Below are 21,202 nucleotides of genomic sequence, written 5' to 3' on the forward strand. Positions count from 1 at the left end.
GTGTCACACGGGGTCACCCGACCGCGGGCAGGGCGATACCCCGCCGGTCGAGCAGCGAGCGCAGCGAGCGTATCGAGACCCCGGCCCCTCAGATACTCGCGCGCTGCGCCACGAGCGGACACTCGAACGGGTCGCGCTCGCCGAGCCCGACCCGGTTGATGTACCGGAACACGATCACGTACGAGCGCCACAGCGTCGTCTGCGTGTACGGCACGTCGTGCTCGCGCAGGTAGCCCGCGATGAGCGGGGCGGCCCGCCGCAGGTGCGGGCGCGGCATCGACGGGAAGAGGTGGTGCTCGATCTGGTAGTTGAGCCCACCCATCACGAAGTCGAGCACCCGGTTGCCGCGGATGTTGCGGCTCATGAGCGCCTGACGGCGCAGGAAGTCGAGCTTCATGCCCTTGGGCACGAGCGGCATGCCCTTGTGGTTCGGTGCGAACGACATGCCCATGTAGAAGCCGAACAGGCCGAGCTGGATCGCGAGGAACACGGCGGCCTTGTCCGGCGAGAGCACGAGGAACACCAAGGCGAGGTAGCCGACGATGCGCACGGCGAGGAAGGCGATCTCGATGGGGCGGTGCGCGAGGTGCTCGCGGGCGAGCACCCGGTGCACGCTCGACGCGTGCAGCGAGAGCCCCTCGAGCAGCAGGATCGGGAAGAAGAACACGCCCTGGTGCGCGATGACCCACTGCGAGAACGCCGCGCGGTCGCGCGCCGCCTGCTCGGGTGTGAACGCGACGACCGGCAGCTCGATGTCGGGGTCGGCGCCGAGCTGGTTGGGGTTCGCATGGTGCCGGGTGTGCTTGTGCTGCCACCAGCCGTAGCTCATGCCGACGATGCCGCCGAGCACGAGGCTCGTCCAGTCGTTCCACTTGCCCGAGCGGAAGATCTGGCGGTGCGCGGCATCGTGCCCGAGGAACGCGGTCTGCGTGAACAGGAACGCGAAGACGGCGGCCGTGAACATCTGCCACCAGCTGTCGCCGATCCAGATGAACACGGCGATCGCCGCGGCGACCGACATCGGCACGACGATGAGCTTCGTCCAGTAGTAGCCGTAGCGCCGGCGCATGAGGCCGGCCGATTTCACGAGCCGTGCCAGTTCGGTGAAGTCGCTGTTGGGGTTCGTCCGGGCGGCCGGCGCGGCCGCCTCCAGTCGCGTCCCGGATGCCTCGTCCATGAGGCCGTGCTCCCAGCCCGCGCCGCCCGGGGGCAGCGCGAATCAGTTCATCGGTATGTCGAGCTGTGGGGGTCGAAGCTGATGCGGTTCGCCAGCTTCACGATCGCTGCGGCACGATCGGACTCCTGCTCGGCGAGCCGCGCGCGCTCGAGGTCACGAGTCCTGCGGAGCGTCGCGACCTGCGTCCCGATCTCGGCGAGGATCTCCCCGATGCGCTGCGCGAGCCCGGACTCGAGTTCGAGCAGGTTCGTGTTGCCGATGAGCAGCCGGCGGTCTGCGGCCATCAGCGTGATGCCCGGGTAGCCGTCGGCGGCAAGTTGTTCGGCGAGGCCCGCCGCGGCGAGCATCTCGAGTTCGAGCGGGTCGGGACGCCGGGTGAAGACCGCGGTCACGACGTATCGTTCGGGGGCCCCGGACGTGCCGAGTGAGGCGGGCAGTTCGCTCGCCACGACGTGGTCGATCGCGAACGGCCCGAGGGTCGAGACATCCGTTTCTGCGGTGATCATGATGCGCTCACCTCATCGGCCGCGCGCCAGTAGGCCGCCGCGCTGTCGGCCCAGCGGTTCGGACTCGACCCGTTCGCCTCGAAGTGCGTCCAGAAGGCGTCGGTCCGGCGGTGCTCGGCGGTTTGGACGGTGACTCGCGCGTCTTCTGCCGGGGGTGGGCGGATGGCTCCTCGTACAGCGTTCATGATCGGACGTTACGCCGCGAACATGTGTGCGCGTACAGGTTCGATCGCGCGGGAATATCGGGTCGCGCCGTACTCCGGAAACGGATCGCGACAGCCCGTTGCGGCAGGCCGGCACCGGCTTGTCGTGAGCGAGAGCTGCCCGACGAAGTCGAGCGCGTGCGTGAAATTGTATCGATACCTAAATACAAATTGTGCTAGCTTGTCGACACAATCGATCGAGAGAAGACCCATGGACCGACTCGCCCTGTTCGCCGACCCCGGCATCCTCATCGCAGCGCTGTTCTCGCTTCCCTTGTTCAGCCTGGTCATCGCCGGGTTCATCGCCGGCCTCGTGCTCGCGTTCAGCCGTTCGCGCGTGGCCGAGGAGGCTGGATCCGATGCGTTCTCCGGGGTCACGGCCACCCGATTCCGACCCGAGGTGCTCACGCTCTCGATCGGCGCGATCGCCGTGATCATCGGCTGCGCCGTCGAGAACATCGTGCGCGGGTACGTGCTGAACCTCACCGACATCGTCGAGTGGTGGCAGTTCGCGACCCCGGTGTTCGCAGTGCTGCTGGTGACGCTCACCCTGCTCGGCGTCATCGTGCTGCGACGGCGCACACCGGATGCACCGGTGCTTTCGACGCTCCGGCGCACCTGGGCGAGCTTCGGCTCGCGCGTCGCCTTCATCGGCGCCGGCGCCATCGCGGTCACCCTGATCGCGACGACGATCGGCGCAGGTGTCGCCTCATCGTCGGACGATCGGGGCCGATTCATCTACCTGTCGATCCCCGTCCCGAACACCGAGATCTCCTCGCTAGAGTTGTGGTTCTACGGGTGGTCCTTCGGCGTACCGGTCCTCATCTGCACGGCATTTCTCATCGCGGCTGTCTGGGCAGTCCTGCACGTCAACGCCGCCCGGCCGTTCCTCCGGCCCGAGACCGTCGCGTCCGAATCCACGATGCGAGCCGGCATCGCCACAGCGACCGCCCGCCTCGCTTCAGCGGGCATGCTGCTGGCACTCGGTGGGGCATGGCGATTCATCGCCCGGTCGGGTACCGCCTCGCAACTCGGCATCGAGGGTGACCCGAATCTGTACGACACGACCTGGCAGTACGCCGAACTGGCGGTGCTCGCCGGGTGGCTCGCCCCGTTCGCCGAGATCGCGGGCTTCGTCCTCCTGCTGCTCGTCGCCAGCAGGGTCCGCCGAACTCGTCGCCCTCAGCCGGATGCATCCGACATCGCAGCAGGAGCCGACGACGTCGAAAAGAGCGCGAACCGATGACCCCGGCCGCATCACGGACACCGGGCACCTCGCCGCTGCTCGGCGAGGCGAATACGACGAACGCTGCGACCGACATCGCGCACCGATTCCGTGGGATGATCGCGTCGGGCCAACTCGGCGCGGGCGAGCGCCTGCCGACGGTCCGGCAGGCCGCTGCCGACCTCGGCGTCGCTCCCGGCACTGCGGCACGGGCCTACAAGATGCTCGAGCAGGAGGGGCTCGTCGTCGCACGCACCGGCGCCGGCACGAGAGTGGCCGAGGGCGCTGGCGCCCTCCCCGGCGGCCTCGTGCGACGTCTCCGCGAACTCGTCGTCGCGGTCGACGCGGCGGATGCCGCGCCTGACGACGTCGTCAACGCCTTCCGCGCCATCTGGCAGGCGTCACGGTCCGGCACGGGCGACTGACGGACCCAGCGCGCCGGGCGTCAGGAGCCGGAACGGGCCGCCCGAGCCCCGGAAAGGACCCGGGCCGCCACCGCGCGTGCGACCGGCACGAGCCCGAGCAGCAGCAGCGCGCCGAGGGCGTAGCCGATGAAGTCCACCGGGTCGAACGAACTGCCGAACACGAGCCGCAGCGGCGGCACGGCGTCGACGAGCCGCGACGCGACGCCGGTGAGCTGCAGCAGCTCGACCGCCGCCGAGACGCCGAACCCGGCGACCGCGATCGCCCACGCCGGCGAACTCGGCCGCACGACCGCGATCACGAGCCCGACGAGGCACGCGTAGAGCGCGCTGCCGGCGAGGTCGATCGCGACCGTGCGGCCCTGCAGCTGCAGCACGAGGCCGACGAGCAGCACGACCGCAGCGGTCGCGGCGAATGCCAGTCGCGCACCCCGGTCACCCGCCGCGCGGCTCACTCGTCGCGCGGGCCCTTGTGACGGGGCTTGCGGGCCGGGCGGTCATCGCCCGCCTCGACGGCACGGTCGTCGTGGCGAGGCCGGTCGTCGTGGCGAGGCCGGTCGTCGCGGTCGTCGCGACGAGGCCGCTCGTACCGGTCGTCACGACGCGGACGGTCGTCGCGCTGATACCGCGAACCCCCGCCGCGGCCGTCGCGATCGCGGTCGCCCCGGCGCGGCGCGCCCCGGTCGGGCCGCAGCTCGATGAGGCGTCCGGAGATGCGGGTGCCGTCGAGGCGCTCGAGCGTCTCGCGGGGCAGGTCGGCGGGCAGCTCGACGAGCGAGAACTCGGGCTTGATCTGGATCGCACCGAAGTCGTCGCGGTTCAGGCCGCCCTCGTTCGCGAGCGCGCCGACGATCTGGCGCGGCTCGACGCGGTGACGCCGGCCGACGGCGATGCGGTAGGTCGCCATGGGCGCCCCGCTGCCTCGGGGGCGGCGCGCGGGTCGCTCGTCGCGGTCGTAGCGGTCGCCGCGGCCACGGTCGTCGCGCCGGTCGTCGCGGTCGCGCCCGCGGTCGTCGCGGCCCCGCTCGCGGTCGAAGCGCGCGGGCCGCTCGGGCTCGGGCTCGAGCAGCAGGGGCGACTCGCCCTGGGCGACCACGGCGAGCGCGGCGGCCACATCGACCTCGGGCACGTCGTGGTGGCGCAGGTAGTGGGCGATGATGTCGCGGAAGCCCTCGATGCGCTCGTTCTGCTCGAGCGCCGCGGTGATGCGGTCGTCGAAGCGGGCGAGCCGGGTGACGTTGACGTCGTCGACGCTCGGCAGCGTCATCGGGGTCATCGGCTGCTTCGTCGTCTTCTCGATGCGGGCGAGCAGGCTGCGCTCGCGCGGGGTGACGAAGCTGATCGCGTCGCCCGTGCGCCCGGCCCGGCCGGTGCGGCCGATGCGGTGCACGTACGGCTCGGGGTCGGTCGGGATGTCGAAGTTGACCACGTGCGAGATGCGCTCGACGTCGAGGCCGCGGGCTGCGACATCCGTGGCGACGAGGATGTCGAGCTTGCCGTTCTTCAACTGCTCGACGGTGCGCTCGCGCTGGGCCTGCGCGACGTCGCCGTTGATCGCGGCGGCCGCGTATCCGCGGGCCCGCAGCTTCTCGGCGAGCTCCTCGGTGACGTTCTTCGTGCGGACGAAGATGATCATGCCCTCGAAGTTCTCGACCTCGAGGATGCGGGTGAGCGCGTCGACCTTCTGCGAGTACGCGACGATCAGCGACCGCTGCGTGATGTTCGCCGAGGTCTGCGTCTTCGTCTTGACCGTGATCTCTTCGGGGTCGTGCAGGTACTGCTTCGACATGCGGCGGATCGCGGCCGGCATGGTCGCCGAGAACAGCGCGACCTGCTTGTCGTCGGGAGTGTCGGCGAGGATCGTCTCGACGTCTTCGGCGAAGCCCATCTTGAGCATCTCGTCGGCCTCGTCGAGCACGAGGTACTTGAGCTCCGAGAGGTCGAGGGTGCCCTTGTCGAGATGGTCCATGATGCGGCCGGGCGTACCGACGACGATGTGCACGCCGCGACGCAGCGCCGAGAGCTGCACGCCGTAGCCCTGGCCGCCGTAGACGGGCAGGATGTGCACGCCCTTCAGGTGCGCGGCGTACTTCTCGAACGCCTCGCACACCTGCAGCGCGAGTTCGCGGGTGGGGGCGAGTACGAGCGCCTGCGGCGTCTTCTGCGAGAGGTCGAGGCGGGCGAGGATGGGCAGTGCGAACGCGGCGGTCTTGCCGGTTCCGGTCTGCGCGAGGCCGACGACGTCGCGCCCCTCGAGCAGGGTCGGGATGGTCGCGGCCTGGATGGCGGAGGGCGTCTCGTAGCCGACGTCGTCGAGCGCCTTGAGCACCGCCCCGTCGAGACCGAGGTCTGCGAATGTCGTCGCGGCGGGCTCAGCGGGAGCCGCGTCCGGGGCGGGAAGTTCTTCAGAAGTCACGCTTCAGGGTAGTCCCCGGGCCTGTGAAAGGCCCTGCGGATGCCTCGGGGCGCCGCCGAGACGCCTCTCGATGCGCCCTGCGGCCGCGCCGTCAGCCCTTGGGCTTCTTCGACCCCTGCCCGCGGCCCGGGTGGTCGTCGTCGGTGCCGGGGTCGGGCTCGGGCTCGGGTTCGGGCGTGGGCTCGGGCTCGATCACGGGGTCGTCGGCCGGCTCGTCGGGTTCGTCTGCGACGGGCTCGTCGCCCGGCTCGGCCGCGCCCGCTTCGTCGGGGGGTGCGGGCGTCGCCGTGGGCAGCACCGGGGGGAACGCCTGGGTGTTCGCCGGTGCGTTCGGGGTGGGTCGGGGCGTCTCAAGTCCTGACGAGGCCTCGGTGTCCTGTGCACCGCCGCCGGTGGACTGGATGACGGCGGCACCGCCCGCGATGATCCCGACCGAGAGGATCGCCGCGGCGCCGGTGAGCGCCACCGCGCGGTGCGCCGACACCCAGGTCGTGGCACCGGCCAGCGCCGGCGCGAGCCGGGCGGCGACGGCATCGACCCGTTTCGCGAACGGCGAGGCCGGCTCGGCGGCACGGCGACCGCGCGGTCGCGGACCGCGTTCGGTTCCGTCGCTCATCTCGGCCTCGTTTCGTCGTGCGGCCGGTATTCGGCGCCACGAACGAGGATAGGCGGCGCGCGCCGCCGACGCATCCGTCGGTGGCGGGCGAGGTCAGACGTCGACGATGAGTGCGAGGTCAGACGTTGACGATGAGTGCGTAGACCAGCGTGCCGAACTGCTGCAGCAGCACCATCGCGCCGACCGTGGTGCCGATGGCCCCGTAGACCCGGGTGGCTCCGCCGCGCAGGCAGGCCACGATGCCGATCGTGATCGCGGTGAGCGCGAGCACCACCGAGATCGTCGTGATGACGAACGAGACCGTCGAGAACGAGGTGTAGTCGCCCGACCGGATGAACGCCGCGTCGATGAAGATGCTCGCGAAGTCGACGAGGACGAGCACGATGCCGAGCACGAACGCGATGACGCCGATCGGCTCCAACCGGGAGGGACGCGTGACGTCGGTCATGGGGCAACCATAGCGGGCCGGAACGATGGGGCGGGGTTCGGGCGCCCGCGCGTCGAACCCGCGAGGGATGAGCCGAAGATCGCCGCCGCAGCACGGCGCCACCTGCTAATGTCGTGTTGATTTCAACGTTGAAACAACGGCTTGCAGAGGACAATGACGACTCGAACCCGACCGCACGGCACCGCGATCGCCGGCGCCGCCACCACGCCCGCACTCGGCCCGCGCACCTGGGCCGCGATCATCCTCGTCGGCCTCGTCGGCCAGCTCGCCTGGGTGATCGAGAACATGTACCTCAACCTGTTCGTCTACGAGACCGTCTCGACCGACCCCGGCGTCATCGCTTGGATGGTCGCCGCGAGCGCGATCGCCGCGACGGTCGCGACCCTCATCGTGGGCGCCTGGTCCGATCGACTCGGCCGCCGCCGCGAACTCGTCGCGGGCGGCTACCTCGCGTGGGGCGCGGTGACCGCCGCCTTCGGTCTCGTCGGCGCACCGGATGCCACGGCGGAGGCCGCCCCGGTGCTCATCGGCGCGGTCGTGGCGATCATCACCCTCGACTGCATCATGAGCTTCATCGGCTCGGGCGCGAACGACGCAGCCTTCGCCGCCTGGGTCACCGATTCGACGGTGCCCGCGAATCGCGGACGGGTCGACGGGTGGCTCGCGACGATGCCGCTCGTCGCGATGCTGCTCGTGTTCGTGCTGCTCGACCCGATGACGCAGGCCGGGCAGTGGCCGGCCTTCTTCGCCCTGGTCGGCGGGATCACCGCCGCCACCGGGTTCGCCGCCTGGTTCCTCGTCCGCGACCGGGGCGTCGTCCCGCGCGAGCACGGCGTGCTGCGCGCGGTCGTCGACGGCCTCCGGCCCTCGACGATCCGGCGCGAGCCGGCGCTCTTCCTCACCCTCGCGATCTGGTGCGTGATCGGAATCAGCTCGCAGGTGTTCATCCCCTTCGTGCTGATCTACCTGCGCTACTCGCTGGCGCTCGAGGCCTCGGCGATCGCGCTCGGCATCGTGCTCATCCTCGCCTCGGCGCTCAGCGTCGTCGGCGGCCGTGTGATGGATCGCGTCGGCAAGGAGCGGTTCCTCCTCCCCGCCGTCGGCGTCTTCGTGGCGGGACTCGTCGCGATGGCCTTCGTGCGCGACTTCGCCTGGGTGATCGTCGCCGCGACGTTGATGATGGCCGGCATGATGGCCTCGATCGCCGCCGTCTCCGCGATGACGCGCGACCAGACGCCCGCCGACCGGGCGGGCGGCGTGCAGGGCGCCCGCATGATCATGGCCGTGATGCTGCCGATGGTGATCGGCCCCGCGATCGGCGCCGCCGTCATCTCGGGCGCCGCGCACAGCTACGTCGAGCTCGGGCGCGAGCACCCCGTGCCCGGGCCCGAGATCTTCCCCGTCGCCGCCCTCGTGCTCCTCGCCGTGCCGGTGCTGGCCGCGCTCCGCGCGCGAGTGCTGCGACGCCCCGACGTGCCCGCCGAAGCCGCCGAAGCCGCCGTGCCCGCCGAGGAGACCCGCCCGTGAGCCGTCGTACCCCCTGGGCCGACGAACTCGACCCCGACGCGGTCCTGCCCGAGTACCCGCGCCCGCAGCTCGTCCGCGACAGCCACCTGAACCTCAACGGATGGTGGGAGTACGCGTTCACGGCCGACGACCGGCGGCCGAGTGCCTGGGACGGCCGCATCCTCGTGCCCTTCTCGCCCGAGGCCGCGCTCTCCGGCGTCGGGCGGCAGCTGCAGCCCGACCAGCATCTCTGGTACCGGCGCACTGTGCGCATGCCCGAGGGATTCCTCGTCGATCGGCTGCTGCTGCACTTCGGCGCGGTCGACCAGCGCTGCCGGGTGCTCATCGACGGGGTCGAGATCGGCGCGCACGAGGGCGGCTACCTGCCGTTCTCGCTCGACGTGACCGACGCCCTCGCCGACGGCGAGGAGCACGAGCTGACGGTCGACGTCGTCGACCCGAGCGACACCTCGTACCACTCGCGCGGCAAGCAGTCGCTGAAGCGCGGCGGCATCTGGTACACCGCGCAATCGGGCATCTGGCAGACCGTGTGGATGGAGTCGGTGCCCGCCCTCCACGTGCGGCGCCTCGAGCTGCGCCCGCGACTCGATGACGAGACGATCGAGGTCGTGGTCGAGGCATCCGTGCCCGATGGCATCGCCGCGGGCGAGCAGGCGCTCGCCGCCGTCGTCGTGCGCGCCGACGGCCGCGAGCTCGCCCGGGCCGAGGGCCCGGCGGGCCGACCCCTCACGATCCCCGTGCCCGATGCCCGGCGCTGGAGCCCCGACGACCCCTTCCTCCACGAGGTCGAGGTGCGCCTCGGCGACGACCTCGTGCAGAGCTACGTCGGCATGCGCTCGGTCGGCGTCGCGCCCGATGTGTTCGGCCGACCGCGGCTCATGCTCAACGGCGAGCCCGTGTTCCACGCGGCGGTGCTCGATCAGGGCTACTGGCCCGACGGGCTCTACACGCCGCCGTCCGACGAGGCCATGCTGCACGACCTCCGCAGCATGAAGGAGCTCGGCTTCAACGCCGTGCGCAAGCACATCAAGATCGAGCCGCTGCGGTGGTACCACCACTGCGACCGGCTCGGACTCCTCGTCTGGCAGGACATGGTGAACGGCGGCCGCCGCTACAACCCGGCCGTCATCACGGCGCCGGTCAAGCTGCCGGTGCGCCTCGACGACCGCAGGCACCGGCTGTTCGGCCGGCAGGATGCCGCGGGGCGGGCGGAGTTCACCGCCGAGCTCGAGGCGACGGTGCGGCTGCTGAAGAACGCTCCGAGCGTCGCCGTGTGGGTGCCGTTCAACGAGGGCTGGGGCCAGTTCGACGCGCTCGAGGCCGTCGACCGGGTTCGGGCGATCGACCCCGACCGGGTGATCGACCACGCGAGCGGATGGCACGATCAGCGCGGCGGCGACCTCGAGAGCCTGCATGTGTACTTCCGGAGGCTGCGGCCGCGACGAGGCTGGGGCCGCGACGGGCGCGCCGTCGTGGTCTCGGAGTACGGCGGGTACAGCCTGCGTCTGCCTGGCCACGAGTTCGGGCCGCGCGAGTTCGGCTATCGGCGCTACCGCAGCGTCGACGCGCTCACCGAAGGGTTCGCCCGCCTGCACCGCGACGAGGTGCTGCCCGCGATCGCGGCGGGGCTGTCGGGCATCGTGTACACGCAGCTCTCCGACGTCGAGGACGAGCTCAACGGGCTCGTCACCGCCGACCGCACCGTCGTGAAGGTCGACGCCGACCGCGTGCGCGACGTCATCGGCGAGCTGTTCGCCGAGTTCGCCGCGGTCGCGATACCGGCGGCGGCATCCCCGGCCTCGCCGGCGCCGACCCACCCCACCCGCTGATTCCCGACCCCAGAACGGAACCCCATGGCCCGCACCATCGCCGAGCGCGAGCTCACCGCCCCCGTCGCCCTCTGCGGGCCCGACGGGCGGCTGAACCGCGACGCCGTCGGCTGGACCCGCACGCCGCTGCACGACACCTCGGGCATAGACGGCCGACGGGTGTGGGGCCGCAACAAGCGCTGGGAGTACTGGGCGATCACGACGCCGACCCACCTCATCGCGCTGACCGTCTCGTCGATCGACTACGCGGCGGTGCACGCGATCCTCGTGCACGACCGACGCGACGGCTCGACGATCGACCGCTCGGCGATCGCGCCGCTCGGCTCGAGCGCGACGCTGCCGGCCTCGCTCGGCGACGGGCCTGCCCGAGCCCGCACCTCGACGATCGAGATCGACATCGACGAGCTGCCCGACGCCGCCGGCACTCGGCTCCGCGGCAGTGCCGAGGGGGTGCGCCTCGACCTCGTCGCGCACCGCCCGGCGGGTCACGAGAGCCTCGGCGTCGTCGTACCGTGGTCGGATCGGCGGTTCCAGTACACGGTGAAAGATGTCGCGCGCCCCGCGACCGGGTGGCTCGAGGTCGGTGGCGGCGACCGGACCGTCGAGCGGATCGAGCTGCCCGAGGGCGAGAGCTGGGCGGTGCTCGACCACGGCCGCGGACGCTGGCCGTACAAGATGATCTGGAACTGGGGCGCCGCCTCGGGCCACGTCGACGGCCGCACCATCGGCCTGCAGCTCGGCGGCAAGTGGACCGACGGCACCGGGTCGACCGAGAACGCCGTCGTGGTCGACGGTCGGCTGCACAAGATCAGCGAGGAGCTCGACTGGGAATACGACGCCGACGACTGGCTCGCACCGTGGCGCATCCACGGCGAGCACGTCGAGCTGCGGTTCGAGCCGTTCTGGGATCGGGTGAGCGCGACCGAGCTCGTCGTGTTCGGCTCGCACGGGCACCAGTGCTTCGGCCACTACTCGGGCTGGGTCGACGCCGGCGGCGAGCGCATCGAGGTCACGGCACTGCTCGGCTGGGCCGAGGACGTCAGGAACCGCTGGTGACGGGCGGCGAGGAGCCCGAGACGCCGGCGGGGCGCCCCGGCCACCGCTCGGCGGGTCCGACGCTGAAAGACGTCGCAGCGATCGCCGGCGTCTCGTACCGCACGGTCTCGAACGTGATCAACGGGCGGGTGCACGTCAGCGAGTCGACCCGCGAGCGGGTCGAGGTCGCGATCGCCGAGCTCGGCTATCGGCCCCAGCTCGCCGCGCGCCAGCTGCGGATGGGACGAAGCAACCTGATCACCCTCTCCGTGCCGTTCCTGTCGCTGCCGTACTTCGCCCAGCTCGCGCACGCCGTCGTCGGCGCCGCCGAACGGGTCGGCTACGACGTCGTGGTCGACGAGACGCACGGCGACCCCGAACGCGAGCTGCGCGCGGCCGCGGGATTCCAGACGCTCCTCACCGACGGCATCCTGCTGAGCCCCATGTCGCTGAGCGACGCGCAGCTCGTCGCCGCGCGCGGGAACACGCCGCTCGTCGTACTCGGCGAGCGCATCCGCGCCGCTCGCGTCGATCGCGTGGTCGTCGACAGCGTCACCTCGTCGCGGGATGCCACGGCCCACCTGATCGCGTCGGGCCGCGACACCCTCGGGTTCCTCGGCGCGGTTCCGGATGCCTCGAGCGGCGCCGCGGCCGCCGACCTCCGGCTCGAGGGCTTCCGATCGGCGCTGCGCGCAGCAGGGCTCGAGGCGAGGCCGAAGCACCTCCTCGAGGTGTCCCCGTGGGACCCGGCCTCGCCCGACGGCGACTACTCGCGCGAGGAGGGCTATGCCCGGGTGCGGGCGCTGCTCGCGGGCCGGTCCGGGCGCGGCGGGTCGGACCCGCTCGACGGCCTCGATGGGCTCGTGTGCGCGAACGACCTGCTCGCGATCGGTGCGCTGCGCGCCTTCCGCGAGGCGGGGGTCGAGGTGCCGGGTCAGGTCGCCGTCGTGGGCTGGGACGACTCCCCCGAGTCGGCGTACGCCGCACCGTCCCTCACGAGCATCGCCCCAGATCTCACCGAGCTCGCGCGGCTCGCCGTGGCATCCCTGCTGCGCCTCGTCGACGACCCGAACTCGCCGCCGCGCGTCGAGCAGGCGCCCTACCGGCTCGTCGTGCGCGAGTCGGCGCCGTAGCGAGGCGACCGGCCCTCCGGCTCGCGCCCGATGCCGTCGACGCGCTCATCCCGATTTGTGCAGGCAACTCAACGAGCGCGACGACGCCACGACTCCGTGCATCGGCACAGCATCGGGTGGCAGGTTCATCCACGGCGCGCGCGACCCGACCGGTTACGCTGCACCCGGGGGCGCCGGGTGCGGCGCTGGGAGGAGGAAGCCGCCCATGAAGGACGAGCAGCAGCGAGCGAAGATGTGGACACGCGCGACCGAGATCGTCGGCGTCTTCCTACTGTCGATCACGGCGGTGCTCACGGCGTGGTGCGGATTCGAGTCGTCGAAGTGGGGCGGTGAGATGTCGATCGCGTTCAGCCAGGCGTCGAGCGCGCGTATCACCGCGGCGTCCGCGGAGGGAGCGGCCCGCGACGCGAGAGCGTTCGACCTGACGGTCTACGGCGCGTACGTCGAGGCCGTCGGCGGCGGCAACCAGGAGCTCGCCGACTACATCAGCGCCCGGTTCACGCCCGAGTTCCAGGTCGCCTACGACGCCTGGAGCGCCGACGGCATGGTCGAGAACGGCCCGTTCGCGAGGCCCGAGTACGTGCCGGAAGGCACCGTCGAGGCCGAGGAGGCGAGCGCCCGCGCCGACGCGAAGTTCGAGGAAGCCCTCGAGAACAACGCACGGGGCGACCGCTACTCGCTGCTCACGGTGCTCTTCGCGCTCGTGCTCTTCCTCACCGCGATGTCGCAGCGCGAGAACCCGACCTGGGTGTCGCGCACGCTGCTCGGACTCGCGCTCGTCGTCGCCGTTGTCGGCATCGTCATCATGTCGACGTTCCCCGTGATCATCTAGTCGCAGCCGTCGACGAGCGCGTCGCTCAGGAGTGCATCCGCACAATTCAGGATGTGCCGGTCGCCGGTGCCCGCACGAGACCCGTCGACGCGCTCATCCTGAATTGCGCGGCCACCCGCGCCCGTTCACCTCGCGGCAAGGCGCGGGCCATGTCGCACTCCTACCGTTGCGTCCCGACAGATCTCCTCTGAAAGGACCAGCTGCATGGCCTCCGCCTCCCTGCCGGCGAAACGCGCACTCATCTCGCTCGTCGGCGCCGGTGTCGCTCTCACCGCCTTCCTGTACGTGCCGCCGGCGCACGCGGCCGGGGGCTCGCTGAGCCTCGATGTCGCAACCATCGCCGCCGACGAGACGGTCGAGATCACCTTCGACGCGGGCGAGGCGGTGCACGAGCGCAACTGGATCGGCATCTACCGCGACGGCGTGATGCCCGGCGGCCCGGCGTCCCTCGACTGGCGCTACGTGCCCGAGCCGAGCGGCACGGTCTCGTGGGGTCCGTCCGCTCGCGACGGCTGGACGCACAACACCGCGACCATGGGCGCGGGCGACTACGACGTCTACCTGCTCGAAGACGACGGCTACGGCGTGCTCGCCGGCCCGATCGATCTCACCGTCACCGGCGAGCCGACCGAGCCGACGACGCCGCCCGCCGATCCGAAGCCCGAGGTCGACGGGGTGAGCGAGCTCGACGTGCTCGCGTTCAACGTCTGGCACGGCGGCACCCAGATCCCGAACGGCGCGCAGGAGATCGCCGACATCATCCGCGAGACCGACGCCGATGTCACGTTCCTGCCCGAGGTGGGGCAGGCGCCCGCGCAGGTCGCCGAGCTGCTCGGCTACGAGCACCTCATCGCGACCGACACGGGCGTCGTCTCGCGCTACCCGATCGTCTCGAGCGACACGATCGACCGCTGGTGGACGAAGGCCGTGATCGACGTGCACGGCACCGAGGTCGTCGTGTACGGCGGCCACCTCGAGTACCGCTGGTACACCACGTACCTGCCGCGCGGCTACGGCGGCGAGATCCACGGCGACTGGCCGTCGGGCTGGAACACCTGGAACAAGTTGGATGCCCCGGTCACCGACGTGGAGCAGATCCTCGCGGCGAACGTGCAGTCCGGGAGGCCCGCGACCGCTGCCGACCTCGTCGAGGACATCGCCGCCGAGCGCGCGGCCGGCCGCATCGCGATCGTCGGCGGCGACTTCAACGAGCCCTCGGCGCAGGACTGGACTGCGGCGACGGCCGACCTTCAAGACCACAACGGCGTCGTGGTCGAGTGGCAGACCACGCAGACCCTGCTCGACGGCGGACTCGTCGACGCGTACCGCGAGGTGTTCCCCGACCCGGTCGCGAACCCCGGCATCACCTGGCCGTCCGACAACGAGCGGTTCCCCACCTCCTCGCTGACCTGGGCGCCCGAGGCCGACGAGCGCGACCGCATCGACTACATCTTCGCGACCCCCGACGAGCGGCTCGCGATCGACGATGCCGCCGTCGTCGGCCCGCAGTCGAGCATCGTGCGCAACGAGCGGGTCGACGACGACAGCGCCGACGAGATCCTCACGCCCGACGCCGTCTGGCCGAGCGACCACAAGGCGGTCCTCGCCGAGTTCCGCGTCTGCGATGAGGGATGCGACGACGGCGAGCCGGCCGCGCCGGTCATCGAGCTCGGAGCGGGCTCCGTCGCCGCCGGTGCGACGATCGCCATCTCGGGCAGCGGCTTCGCGCCGGGCACCGAGCTGCGGGTCGAACTGCACTCGACGCCGGTGCTGCTGGGCACGGTGACGGCCGACGACGTCGGCGCGTTCCAGGCGACCGTGACGATCCCCGCCGACACCGCGCCCGGAGCGCACACGGTCGTCGTGACCGGCGACGGCGACGTCAGCGCCTCCGCCGAGCTCACCGTGACGGCCGCGGCAGGCGGCGTCGAGACTCCCGGTGGGGAGGCGCCGGGCGATGGCGGCTCCGGCGGCACCGATCCGGACGCCGAGCCCGCGGGCTCCGCGTCGGGCTCCGAGTCAGGCGACCTCGCCAGCACCGGCACCGACGTCCTCCCCGTCGTGATCGGTGGCGCCCTCCTGCTCGGCTCGGGCCTCGTGCTGCTGCTCGCGCGACGTCGCCGCAACGGAGCCGCGTAGACCGGATCGGGGCCGCGCCGCATCGGCGACCGGGCTCGACGGGTCAGCCGAGCGCGTCCACGAACGTGAGCTGCGAGCCGTCCTCTTCGATCAGGGGTGCGAGCGCGGCGTTGAAGACCGCCCCGTGCGGCGCGGCGAGATGGTCGGCGAAGGCCGCGGCATCCCGATACGTCTCGGTGACGATGAAGCGGCGGCCCACCGGTGCCGGACCGGGCGTGACGCCGAGCGTCGTGCCCGCGTCGAGCACGGGCACGGTCGCGACCCTGAGCGGCGTGAACTCGAGGCATCCCGGTTCTCGACGCACCTCGGCGGTGAGCGCGAGGAGGAGGCGCTCGACCTCCTCCTCGCGCCCCGGCCGGGCGGTGAACTCGGCGATGAGCTGTACGGGTCGCGTCATGCCTGCGACGCGCCCGTCATGATCGCGACCGCGTCGGTCATCGAGTGCGACTCGGGCGTGATCGTCGCGGCGCGCTTGCCGAGCCGCTGGATGTGGATGCGGTCGGCCACCTCGAACACGTGCGGCATGTTGTGCGAGATGAGGATCACGGGGATCCCCTGGTCGCGCAGTCGCTTCACGAGCTCGAGCACCTGGTTCGACTCGCGCACGCCGAGCGCCGCCGTCGGCTCGTCGAGCACGACGACCTTCGACCCGAACGCCGCGGCTCGGGCGACGGCGACGGCCTGGCGCTGGCCGCCCGACAGGTTCTCGACCGGCACGGTGACGTCCTGCAGGGTCGAGATGCCGAGCGAGGTGAGCTGCTCGCGCGCCTGCTTGCGCATGCCCTTCTGGTCGACGACGCGGAACACCGAGCCGAGGATGCCCTTCATGCGCACCTCGCGGCCGAGGAACAGGTTCGACGCGACGTCGAGCGCGGGCGAGACGGCGAGGTTCTGGTACACCGTCTCGATGCCGGCGGCGCGCGCGTCCTGCGGTCGTTTGAAGTGCACGGGCTGCCCGTCGAGGAAGATCTCGCCCTCGTCGGGCACGTAGGCGCCGGTGAGGCACTTGATGAGCGTCGACTTGCCGGCGCCGTTGTCGCCGATCACGGCGAGCACCTCGCCCGGGTAGAGCTCGAGGCTGACCCCGTCGAGGCCGACGACCCGGCCGAAGGTCTTCACGAGCCGGCGTGCCTGCAGCACCGGGGTGCGGGTCTCCGTTGCCGCCCCTGCGGGCGTTGCGATGGTCATTTGCGTACCTTCCGAATCCACTGGTCGACCGAGACGGCCACGATGATGAGCACGCCGACCGCGAAGGTCTGCCAGAGCACGTCGAGCCCGGCGAGCGAGAGCCCGTTGCGGAACACGCCGACGATGAGCGCGCCGAGCAGGGTTCCCCACACGGTTCCGCGGCCGCCGAAGAGGCTCGTGCCGCCGATGACGACGGCGGTGATCGAGTCGAGGTTGAGCTCGGCGCCCGCGTTCGGCGAGGCGGCGTTGGTGCGGCCGATCTGGATCCACGCGGCGAGCGCGAGGATCGCGCCGGCGGTGAGGTAGACGCTCATGAGCACGCGGTTGACGCTGATGCCGGCCAGGCGCGCGGCCTCGGGGTCGTCGCCGACCGCGTAGACGTGCCGCCCCCATGCGGTCTTCGACAGGATCAGTGCGATCGCCACGTAGAGCAGCAGCATGAGCAGCACGCCGACCGTGAAGTTGACGCCGCCGATGTCGAACGTCGAGCCCGTCCAGGTGAGCAGTTCTGGCATCTCGCCGCCGCGCACCGTCGCACCGCCCGAGTAGAGCAGGGTGAGCGCGACGAAGATGCTGAGCGTGCCGAGGGTGACGATGAACGGCGGCAGCTTGAGCCGCGTCACGAGCACGCCGTTGAGCGCGCCGGCGGCGAGCCCGACGATGAGCCCGAGCAGCAGCGCCAGCACGGCGGGGACGCCCTGGTTCACGCTGGTCTGCGCGATCACCATCGAGCTCAGCACCATGGCCGCGCCGACCGAGAGGTCGATGCCCGCGGTCAGGATGACGAGCGTCTGCGCGACGGCGAGGGTGCCGACGACGGCGACCTGCTGGGTGATGAGCGAGAGGTTCGCCGGGTTGAGGAACCGGTCGTTGAGCAGTCCGAAGACGATGACCGCGATGACGAGCACGATCGCCGGGCTGATCGCCGGGTAGCGGTGCAGGACGTTGCGGATGCGGCTGAGCGGGGTGGATCGGTCGAGGAACTCCTCGGCCAGGTCGAGCGCCGAGGTCGGCGGCCCGCTGGCGGGCTGGCCCGGCGCGGGCGCCGGTTCGGTGGTGTGCTGACTCACGTTGATACTCCGTCGTGTCGGTCGGTGCGGTGGTGCGAGGGGCGGGATGCCGCGGAGCGGCGTCGCCCGTGCGTTCGGTGCGGGCCGGGGAGGAACGGGATGCCGGAGCATCCGTCACCCGACCCGCACCGGGTTGCAGCGGCTGGCGCGATCAGCCCCAGCAGATCTCGCCGGCCTCGGCGGTGTCGATCGACTCGACGCCGTCCTGGGGGTCGTCGGTGACGAGCGCGACGCCGGTGTTGAAGAAGTCGAGGCCGTCGCTGGTCTCGGGCTTCTCGCCGGTCTCCACGAGGTCGAAGATCGCCTGCACGCCGAGGTCGGCCATCTTCACCGGGTACTGCTGGCTCGTCGCGCCGATCACGCCGTCGGCGACGTTCTGCACGCCCGCGCAGCCGCCGTCGACCGAGACGACGATGAGGTCGTCGGTCGTGCCGGCCGCCTTGAACGCCTCGTAGGCGCCGTAGGCGGCGGGCTCGTTGATCGTGTAGACGACGTTGATGTCGGGGTTCTGCGACAGCAGCGTCTCGGCGGCGGTGCGGCCGCCGTCTTCGGCGCCCTGGGATGCCTCGTTGCCGACGATCTCGTAGTCACCGCCCGAGTAGCTGCCGGTCTTCGCCTCGTCGCCGTTCTTGGTGTCGTCGGCGAGGTCGATGCCCATGCCGTCCAGGAACCCCTGGTCGCGGTTCACGTCGACCGAGACGACCTTGTCGTCGAACAGGTCGATCATCGCGATCGTCGCCTTCTCGCCGTCGAGCTTCGCGGCGGTCCACTCGCCGATCTCCTGGCCGGCGAGGAAGTTGTCGGTCGCGAAGGTGATGTCGACGGCCTCGGGATCGGCGGGCGGGGTGTCGAGGGCGATGACGTAGAGACCGGCGTCGCGGGCCTTGATGAGGGCGTCCTCGACGCCGGGCCCGTTCGGGGTGATCAGAATGCCGGCGTCGCCCTTCGAGATGGCATTCTCGATCGCCTGGATCTGGGTGTCCTCGTCGCCGTCCTCCTTGCCCGCGGCCAGCGTGAGTTCGACGCCGAGCTTGTCGGCGGCGGTCTTCGCGCCGTCCTGCATCGCGACGAAGAACGGGTTGGTCGTCGTCTTCACGATGAGCGAGACGCCGATCTCGTCGTCGGCGCCCGACGCGCTCGAGCCGTTGCCCGACGCGCAGCCCGTGAGGGCGAAGGCGGCTGCTGCGGTGATCGAGACGCCGGCGATCAGTCGACGGCGGAGCCCGCCGGTTGCTGCGTGATTCATCGATGAATCTCCTCTGGTGTGGGGGACCCGTTGTCCTCCTGACAACGATGTCAAAGGTAGGTCTAGTCGATCACCATGTGTATAGTCAAGTCCAACGAGCACATTGGAGACCGAAACGTGACACCGTTGTCAGAGTCGGAGCCCGCAGCGGGCGACACCCGATCGCGACCCACCATGCGACACGTCGCCGCACTCGCGGGCGTCGGCGTGAAGACCGTCTCGCGCGTCATCAACGGCGAGCCCAATGTCTCGGCCGCGACGATCGAGAAGGTCAACGCCGCCGCCCGCAAGCTCGACTACCAGCCCGACCTGCACGCCGGCAACCTCCGTCGAGCCGACGGCCGCACCCGCACCCTCGGGCTCCTCGTCGGCAGCGTCGACAACCCCTTCGCCGGCGCCGTGCATCGCGCCGTCGAAGACGCGGCGGCCGACCGGGGCGTGGCCGTGTTCGCCTCGAGCCTCGACGACGACCCGGCCCGCGAGCAGGAGGCGGTCGCGGCGTTCCTCCGTCGCCGGGTCGACGGCCTCATCCTCACCACGGTCTCCGAGAGCCAGGCTTACCTCGCGCCCGAGTTGCGCCGCGGCACCCCCGTCGTCTTCGTCGACCGCGAGCCCGCGGGCCTCACCTCCGACTCCGTCGTCAGCGACAACGCCGATGGGGCGGCGCTCGCCACCCGGCACCTGCTCGAGCACGGCCATCGCCGCCTCGCCTACCTCGGCGACCGGGCCGGAATCCAGACTGCGCGCGAGCGCCGTCGTGGATTCCTCGAAGAGCTCGGCCGGGCCGGCGTCGCGACACGTGACCTCCCGGTCGTCGAAGGACTGCACGACGAGGCGACCGCCCGCGAGGCCACCCTCGCCCTGTTCGCGGGCGACCAGCCGCCGACCGCGATCTTCAGCTCGCAGAACCTCGTGACGATCGGCGTGATCCGGGCGCTTCGCGAACTCGGTCGGCACCACGACACCGCGCTCGTCGGCTTCGACGACGTACCGCTCGGCGACCTGCTCGATCCCGGCATCACCGTCGTGGCGCAGCATCCGCAGGAGATCGGCCGCCTCGCCGCCGAACGCGTCTTCGCCCGCCTCGACGGCGACGAGGCGCCCGCGCTGCGCACGGTCGTGCCCACGACGCTCATCGTGCGCGGATCGGGCGAGCTGCCGCCGAAGGCCGAGCGGTGACGGGCGGCACGACGGCGGGCAGGCGAGCTCGCCGCACGCGGGTGACCGTCATCGGCGACGCACTCATCGACGAGCTGCGCGACCCGAAGGGCTCGCGCGAGTTCGTCGGCGGTGCCGCGCTGAACGTCGCGGTGGGCCTGTCTCTTCTCGGTGACGACGTGACGCTCGTCGCCATGGTCGGCGACGACGAGGCGGGCCGGCGCATCCGTTCGTACCTCGCCGACTACGGCGTGCGGCTCGTGGCGACCCCGTCGGCCCTCGGCACGTCGCGCGCGATCTCCGACCGCCGAGACGGCGAGCCGCGCTACGAGTTCAATGACGCCGCGAGGCGGCGGCGGCTCGACTTCGACGCTGCGGCGCGTTCGGCGATCGCCGCGGCCGACCTCGTCGTGGTGAGCTGTTTCCCCTTCGACGATGCGCAGCAGCTCGACGCCCTCGTCGGTGCGATCGACGAGCCCGAGCACCGTCTCGTCGTCGACGGCAACCCGCGCGAAGGCATGCTGCGCGACCGTGCCGCGTTCCTCGCGGGATTCGAGCGCGTCGCCGCGCGCGCCATGCTCGTGAAGGTCGGCGATGAAGACGCCGCACTCCTGCTCGGCGACGGGCTCGACGCGTTCGTCGCGCGCCTGCGAGGTGCTGCGTCCGTCGACGCCCCGGATGCCTCGCGCACCCGCCCGCTCGCCGTGCTGGCCACCGCCGGGCGCGAGGGTGCGGCGGTGCATCACGGAGGGTTGCACGTGCACGCCGACATCGCCTCGCTGCCCGGCCCGGTGATCGACACGATGGGGGCGGGCGATGCGACCCTGTCGGCCGTCGCGCACCACATCGGCGATGGCGGGCTGCCCGTCGACGAGGCATCCTGGTCGCTCGCCCTCGACGCGGCGATGACGATCGCGGCCGCGACCGTGCGACATGAGGGCGCGCTGCTGCGCGTGCCTGCCAGGGAGGCCGCGGGGCAGCTCGGCAGCTGACGCCCCGCCGCGCTCCCCCTCTCCCCCTCTCCCCCTCTCC

Annotated in this window: 20 protein-coding genes; 10 read left to right on the forward strand and 10 right to left on the reverse strand. The window is 71.4% G+C overall.

Annotated elements, in window-relative coordinates; all coding sequences use genetic code 11:
• Window positions 1-88: 88 nt before the first annotated feature.
• Window positions 89-1,177 carry a fatty acid desaturase family protein gene (locus tag GQQ93_RS16050; protein WP_157425239.1) on the reverse strand — a complete coding sequence of 363 codons (1,089 nt, stop codon included), beginning with the start codon at window positions 1,175-1,177 and terminating at the stop codon, window positions 89-91.
• A gap of 47 nt (window positions 1,178-1,224) precedes the next feature.
• The gene (locus tag GQQ93_RS16055) at window positions 1,225-1,683 is read right to left on the reverse strand and encodes a hypothetical protein (RefSeq protein WP_157425240.1); all 459 of its coding nucleotides are present in this window, start codon (window positions 1,681-1,683) and stop codon (window positions 1,225-1,227) included.
• A 414-nt stretch (window positions 1,684-2,097) separates the two neighbouring features.
• Between GQQ93_RS16055 and GQQ93_RS16060 the strand changes: the two genes are divergently transcribed.
• Together GQQ93_RS16060 and GQQ93_RS16065 are read left to right on the forward strand one after the other, a co-directional pair.
• Window positions 2,098-3,132 (forward strand): hypothetical protein, encoded by a 1,035-nt coding sequence (locus GQQ93_RS16060; RefSeq protein WP_157425241.1) that lies wholly within the window; start codon window positions 2,098-2,100, stop codon window positions 3,130-3,132.
• Window positions 3,129-3,536: a GntR family transcriptional regulator gene (locus GQQ93_RS16065; protein ID WP_157425242.1), complete on the forward strand. Its 408-nt coding sequence runs from the start codon at window positions 3,129-3,131 to the stop codon at window positions 3,534-3,536. Before GQQ93_RS16060 ends, GQQ93_RS16065 begins: the two co-directional genes overlap by 4 nt.
• A gap of 20 nt (window positions 3,537-3,556) precedes the next feature.
• Here the strand turns inward: GQQ93_RS16065 and GQQ93_RS16070 are convergent, their stop codons facing one another.
• The 4 genes from GQQ93_RS16070 to GQQ93_RS16085 all read right to left on the reverse strand — a co-directional run bounded on the left by GQQ93_RS16070 (window position 3,557) and on the right by GQQ93_RS16085 (window position 7,013).
• Complete coding sequence (locus tag GQQ93_RS16070) at window positions 3,557-3,988, reverse strand: ribosomal maturation YjgA family protein (RefSeq protein WP_157425243.1); 432 nt, start codon at window positions 3,986-3,988, stop codon at window positions 3,557-3,559.
• A complete protein-coding gene (locus GQQ93_RS16075; RefSeq protein WP_157425244.1) occupies window positions 3,985-5,949 on the reverse strand; it encodes a DEAD/DEAH box helicase in 1,965 nt (654 codons plus the stop codon). Before GQQ93_RS16075 ends, GQQ93_RS16070 begins: the two co-directional genes overlap by 4 nt.
• 91 nt (window positions 5,950-6,040) lie before the next feature.
• Entirely contained in the window at window positions 6,041-6,565 is a 525-nt protein-coding gene (locus tag GQQ93_RS16080) for a hypothetical protein (protein WP_157425245.1), read from the reverse strand.
• Between the two features lie 118 nt (window positions 6,566-6,683).
• Window positions 6,684-7,013 (reverse strand): hypothetical protein, encoded by a 330-nt coding sequence (locus tag GQQ93_RS16085; protein ID WP_157425246.1) that lies wholly within the window; start codon window positions 7,011-7,013, stop codon window positions 6,684-6,686.
• Window positions 7,014-7,166: 153 nt separating this feature from the next.
• Between GQQ93_RS16085 and GQQ93_RS16090 the strand changes: the two genes are divergently transcribed.
• The 6 genes from GQQ93_RS16090 (at window position 7,167) to GQQ93_RS16115 (ending at window position 15,508) form a co-directional block, all read left to right on the forward strand.
• Complete coding sequence (locus GQQ93_RS16090; RefSeq protein ID WP_157425247.1) at window positions 7,167-8,540, forward strand: MFS transporter; 1,374 nt, start codon at window positions 7,167-7,169, stop codon at window positions 8,538-8,540.
• Entirely contained in the window at window positions 8,537-10,369 is a 1,833-nt protein-coding gene (locus tag GQQ93_RS16095) for a glycoside hydrolase family 2 protein (RefSeq protein ID WP_157425248.1), read from the forward strand. The genes GQQ93_RS16090 and GQQ93_RS16095 overlap by 4 nt, the downstream gene beginning before the upstream one ends.
• Before the next feature lie 24 nt (window positions 10,370-10,393).
• Window positions 10,394-11,425, forward strand: coding sequence for a DUF2804 domain-containing protein (locus GQQ93_RS16100; RefSeq protein ID WP_157425249.1), 1,032 nt, complete (start codon window positions 10,394-10,396; stop codon window positions 11,423-11,425).
• A complete protein-coding gene (locus GQQ93_RS16105) occupies window positions 11,422-12,537 on the forward strand; it encodes a LacI family DNA-binding transcriptional regulator (RefSeq protein WP_212277366.1) in 1,116 nt (371 codons plus the stop codon). The genes GQQ93_RS16100 and GQQ93_RS16105 overlap by 4 nt, the downstream gene beginning before the upstream one ends.
• A gap of 205 nt (window positions 12,538-12,742) precedes the next feature.
• Window positions 12,743-13,369, forward strand: coding sequence for a hypothetical protein (locus GQQ93_RS16110; RefSeq protein WP_157425250.1), 627 nt, complete (start codon window positions 12,743-12,745; stop codon window positions 13,367-13,369).
• Window positions 13,370-13,573: 204 nt separating this feature from the next.
• Window positions 13,574-15,508, forward strand: coding sequence for an endonuclease/exonuclease/phosphatase family protein (locus GQQ93_RS16115; RefSeq protein WP_246192364.1), 1,935 nt, complete (start codon window positions 13,574-13,576; stop codon window positions 15,506-15,508).
• Window positions 15,509-15,551: 43 nt separating this feature from the next.
• On the opposite strand, the gene GQQ93_RS16120 is transcribed toward GQQ93_RS16115, so the two are convergent.
• The 4 genes from GQQ93_RS16120 to GQQ93_RS16135 form a co-directional block, all read right to left on the reverse strand.
• Window positions 15,552-15,905, reverse strand: a complete 354-nt coding sequence (locus GQQ93_RS16120; protein WP_157425251.1) for a putative quinol monooxygenase — start codon at window positions 15,903-15,905, stop codon at window positions 15,552-15,554.
• A complete protein-coding gene (locus GQQ93_RS16125) occupies window positions 15,902-16,696 on the reverse strand; it encodes an ATP-binding cassette domain-containing protein (protein WP_157425252.1) in 795 nt (264 codons plus the stop codon). Before GQQ93_RS16125 ends, GQQ93_RS16120 begins: the two co-directional genes overlap by 4 nt.
• Window positions 16,693-17,766 carry an ABC transporter permease gene (locus GQQ93_RS16130; RefSeq protein WP_246192365.1) on the reverse strand — a complete coding sequence of 358 codons (1,074 nt, stop codon included), beginning with the start codon at window positions 17,764-17,766 and terminating at the stop codon, window positions 16,693-16,695. Before GQQ93_RS16130 ends, GQQ93_RS16125 begins: the two co-directional genes overlap by 4 nt.
• 151 nt (window positions 17,767-17,917) lie before the next feature.
• Window positions 17,918-19,012: a substrate-binding domain-containing protein gene (locus tag GQQ93_RS16135; RefSeq protein WP_157425254.1), complete on the reverse strand. Its 1,095-nt coding sequence runs from the start codon at window positions 19,010-19,012 to the stop codon at window positions 17,918-17,920.
• 174 nt (window positions 19,013-19,186) lie between these two features.
• Here GQQ93_RS16135 and GQQ93_RS16140 point away from each other — a divergent pair, with 174 nt between their 5' ends.
• The gene (locus GQQ93_RS16140) at window positions 19,187-20,191 is read left to right on the forward strand and encodes a LacI family DNA-binding transcriptional regulator (RefSeq protein WP_157425255.1); all 1,005 of its coding nucleotides are present in this window, start codon (window positions 19,187-19,189) and stop codon (window positions 20,189-20,191) included.
• On the forward strand, window positions 20,188-21,162 hold the full coding sequence (locus GQQ93_RS16145; RefSeq protein ID WP_246192366.1) for a PfkB family carbohydrate kinase: 975 nt from the start codon (window positions 20,188-20,190) through the stop codon (window positions 21,160-21,162). The genes GQQ93_RS16140 and GQQ93_RS16145 overlap by 4 nt, the downstream gene beginning before the upstream one ends.
• Window positions 21,163-21,202 lie beyond the last annotated feature (40 nt).

The organism is Agromyces lapidis, from assembly GCF_009749405.1.
Lineage (GTDB): Bacteria > Actinomycetota > Actinomycetes > Actinomycetales > Microbacteriaceae > Agromyces > Agromyces lapidis.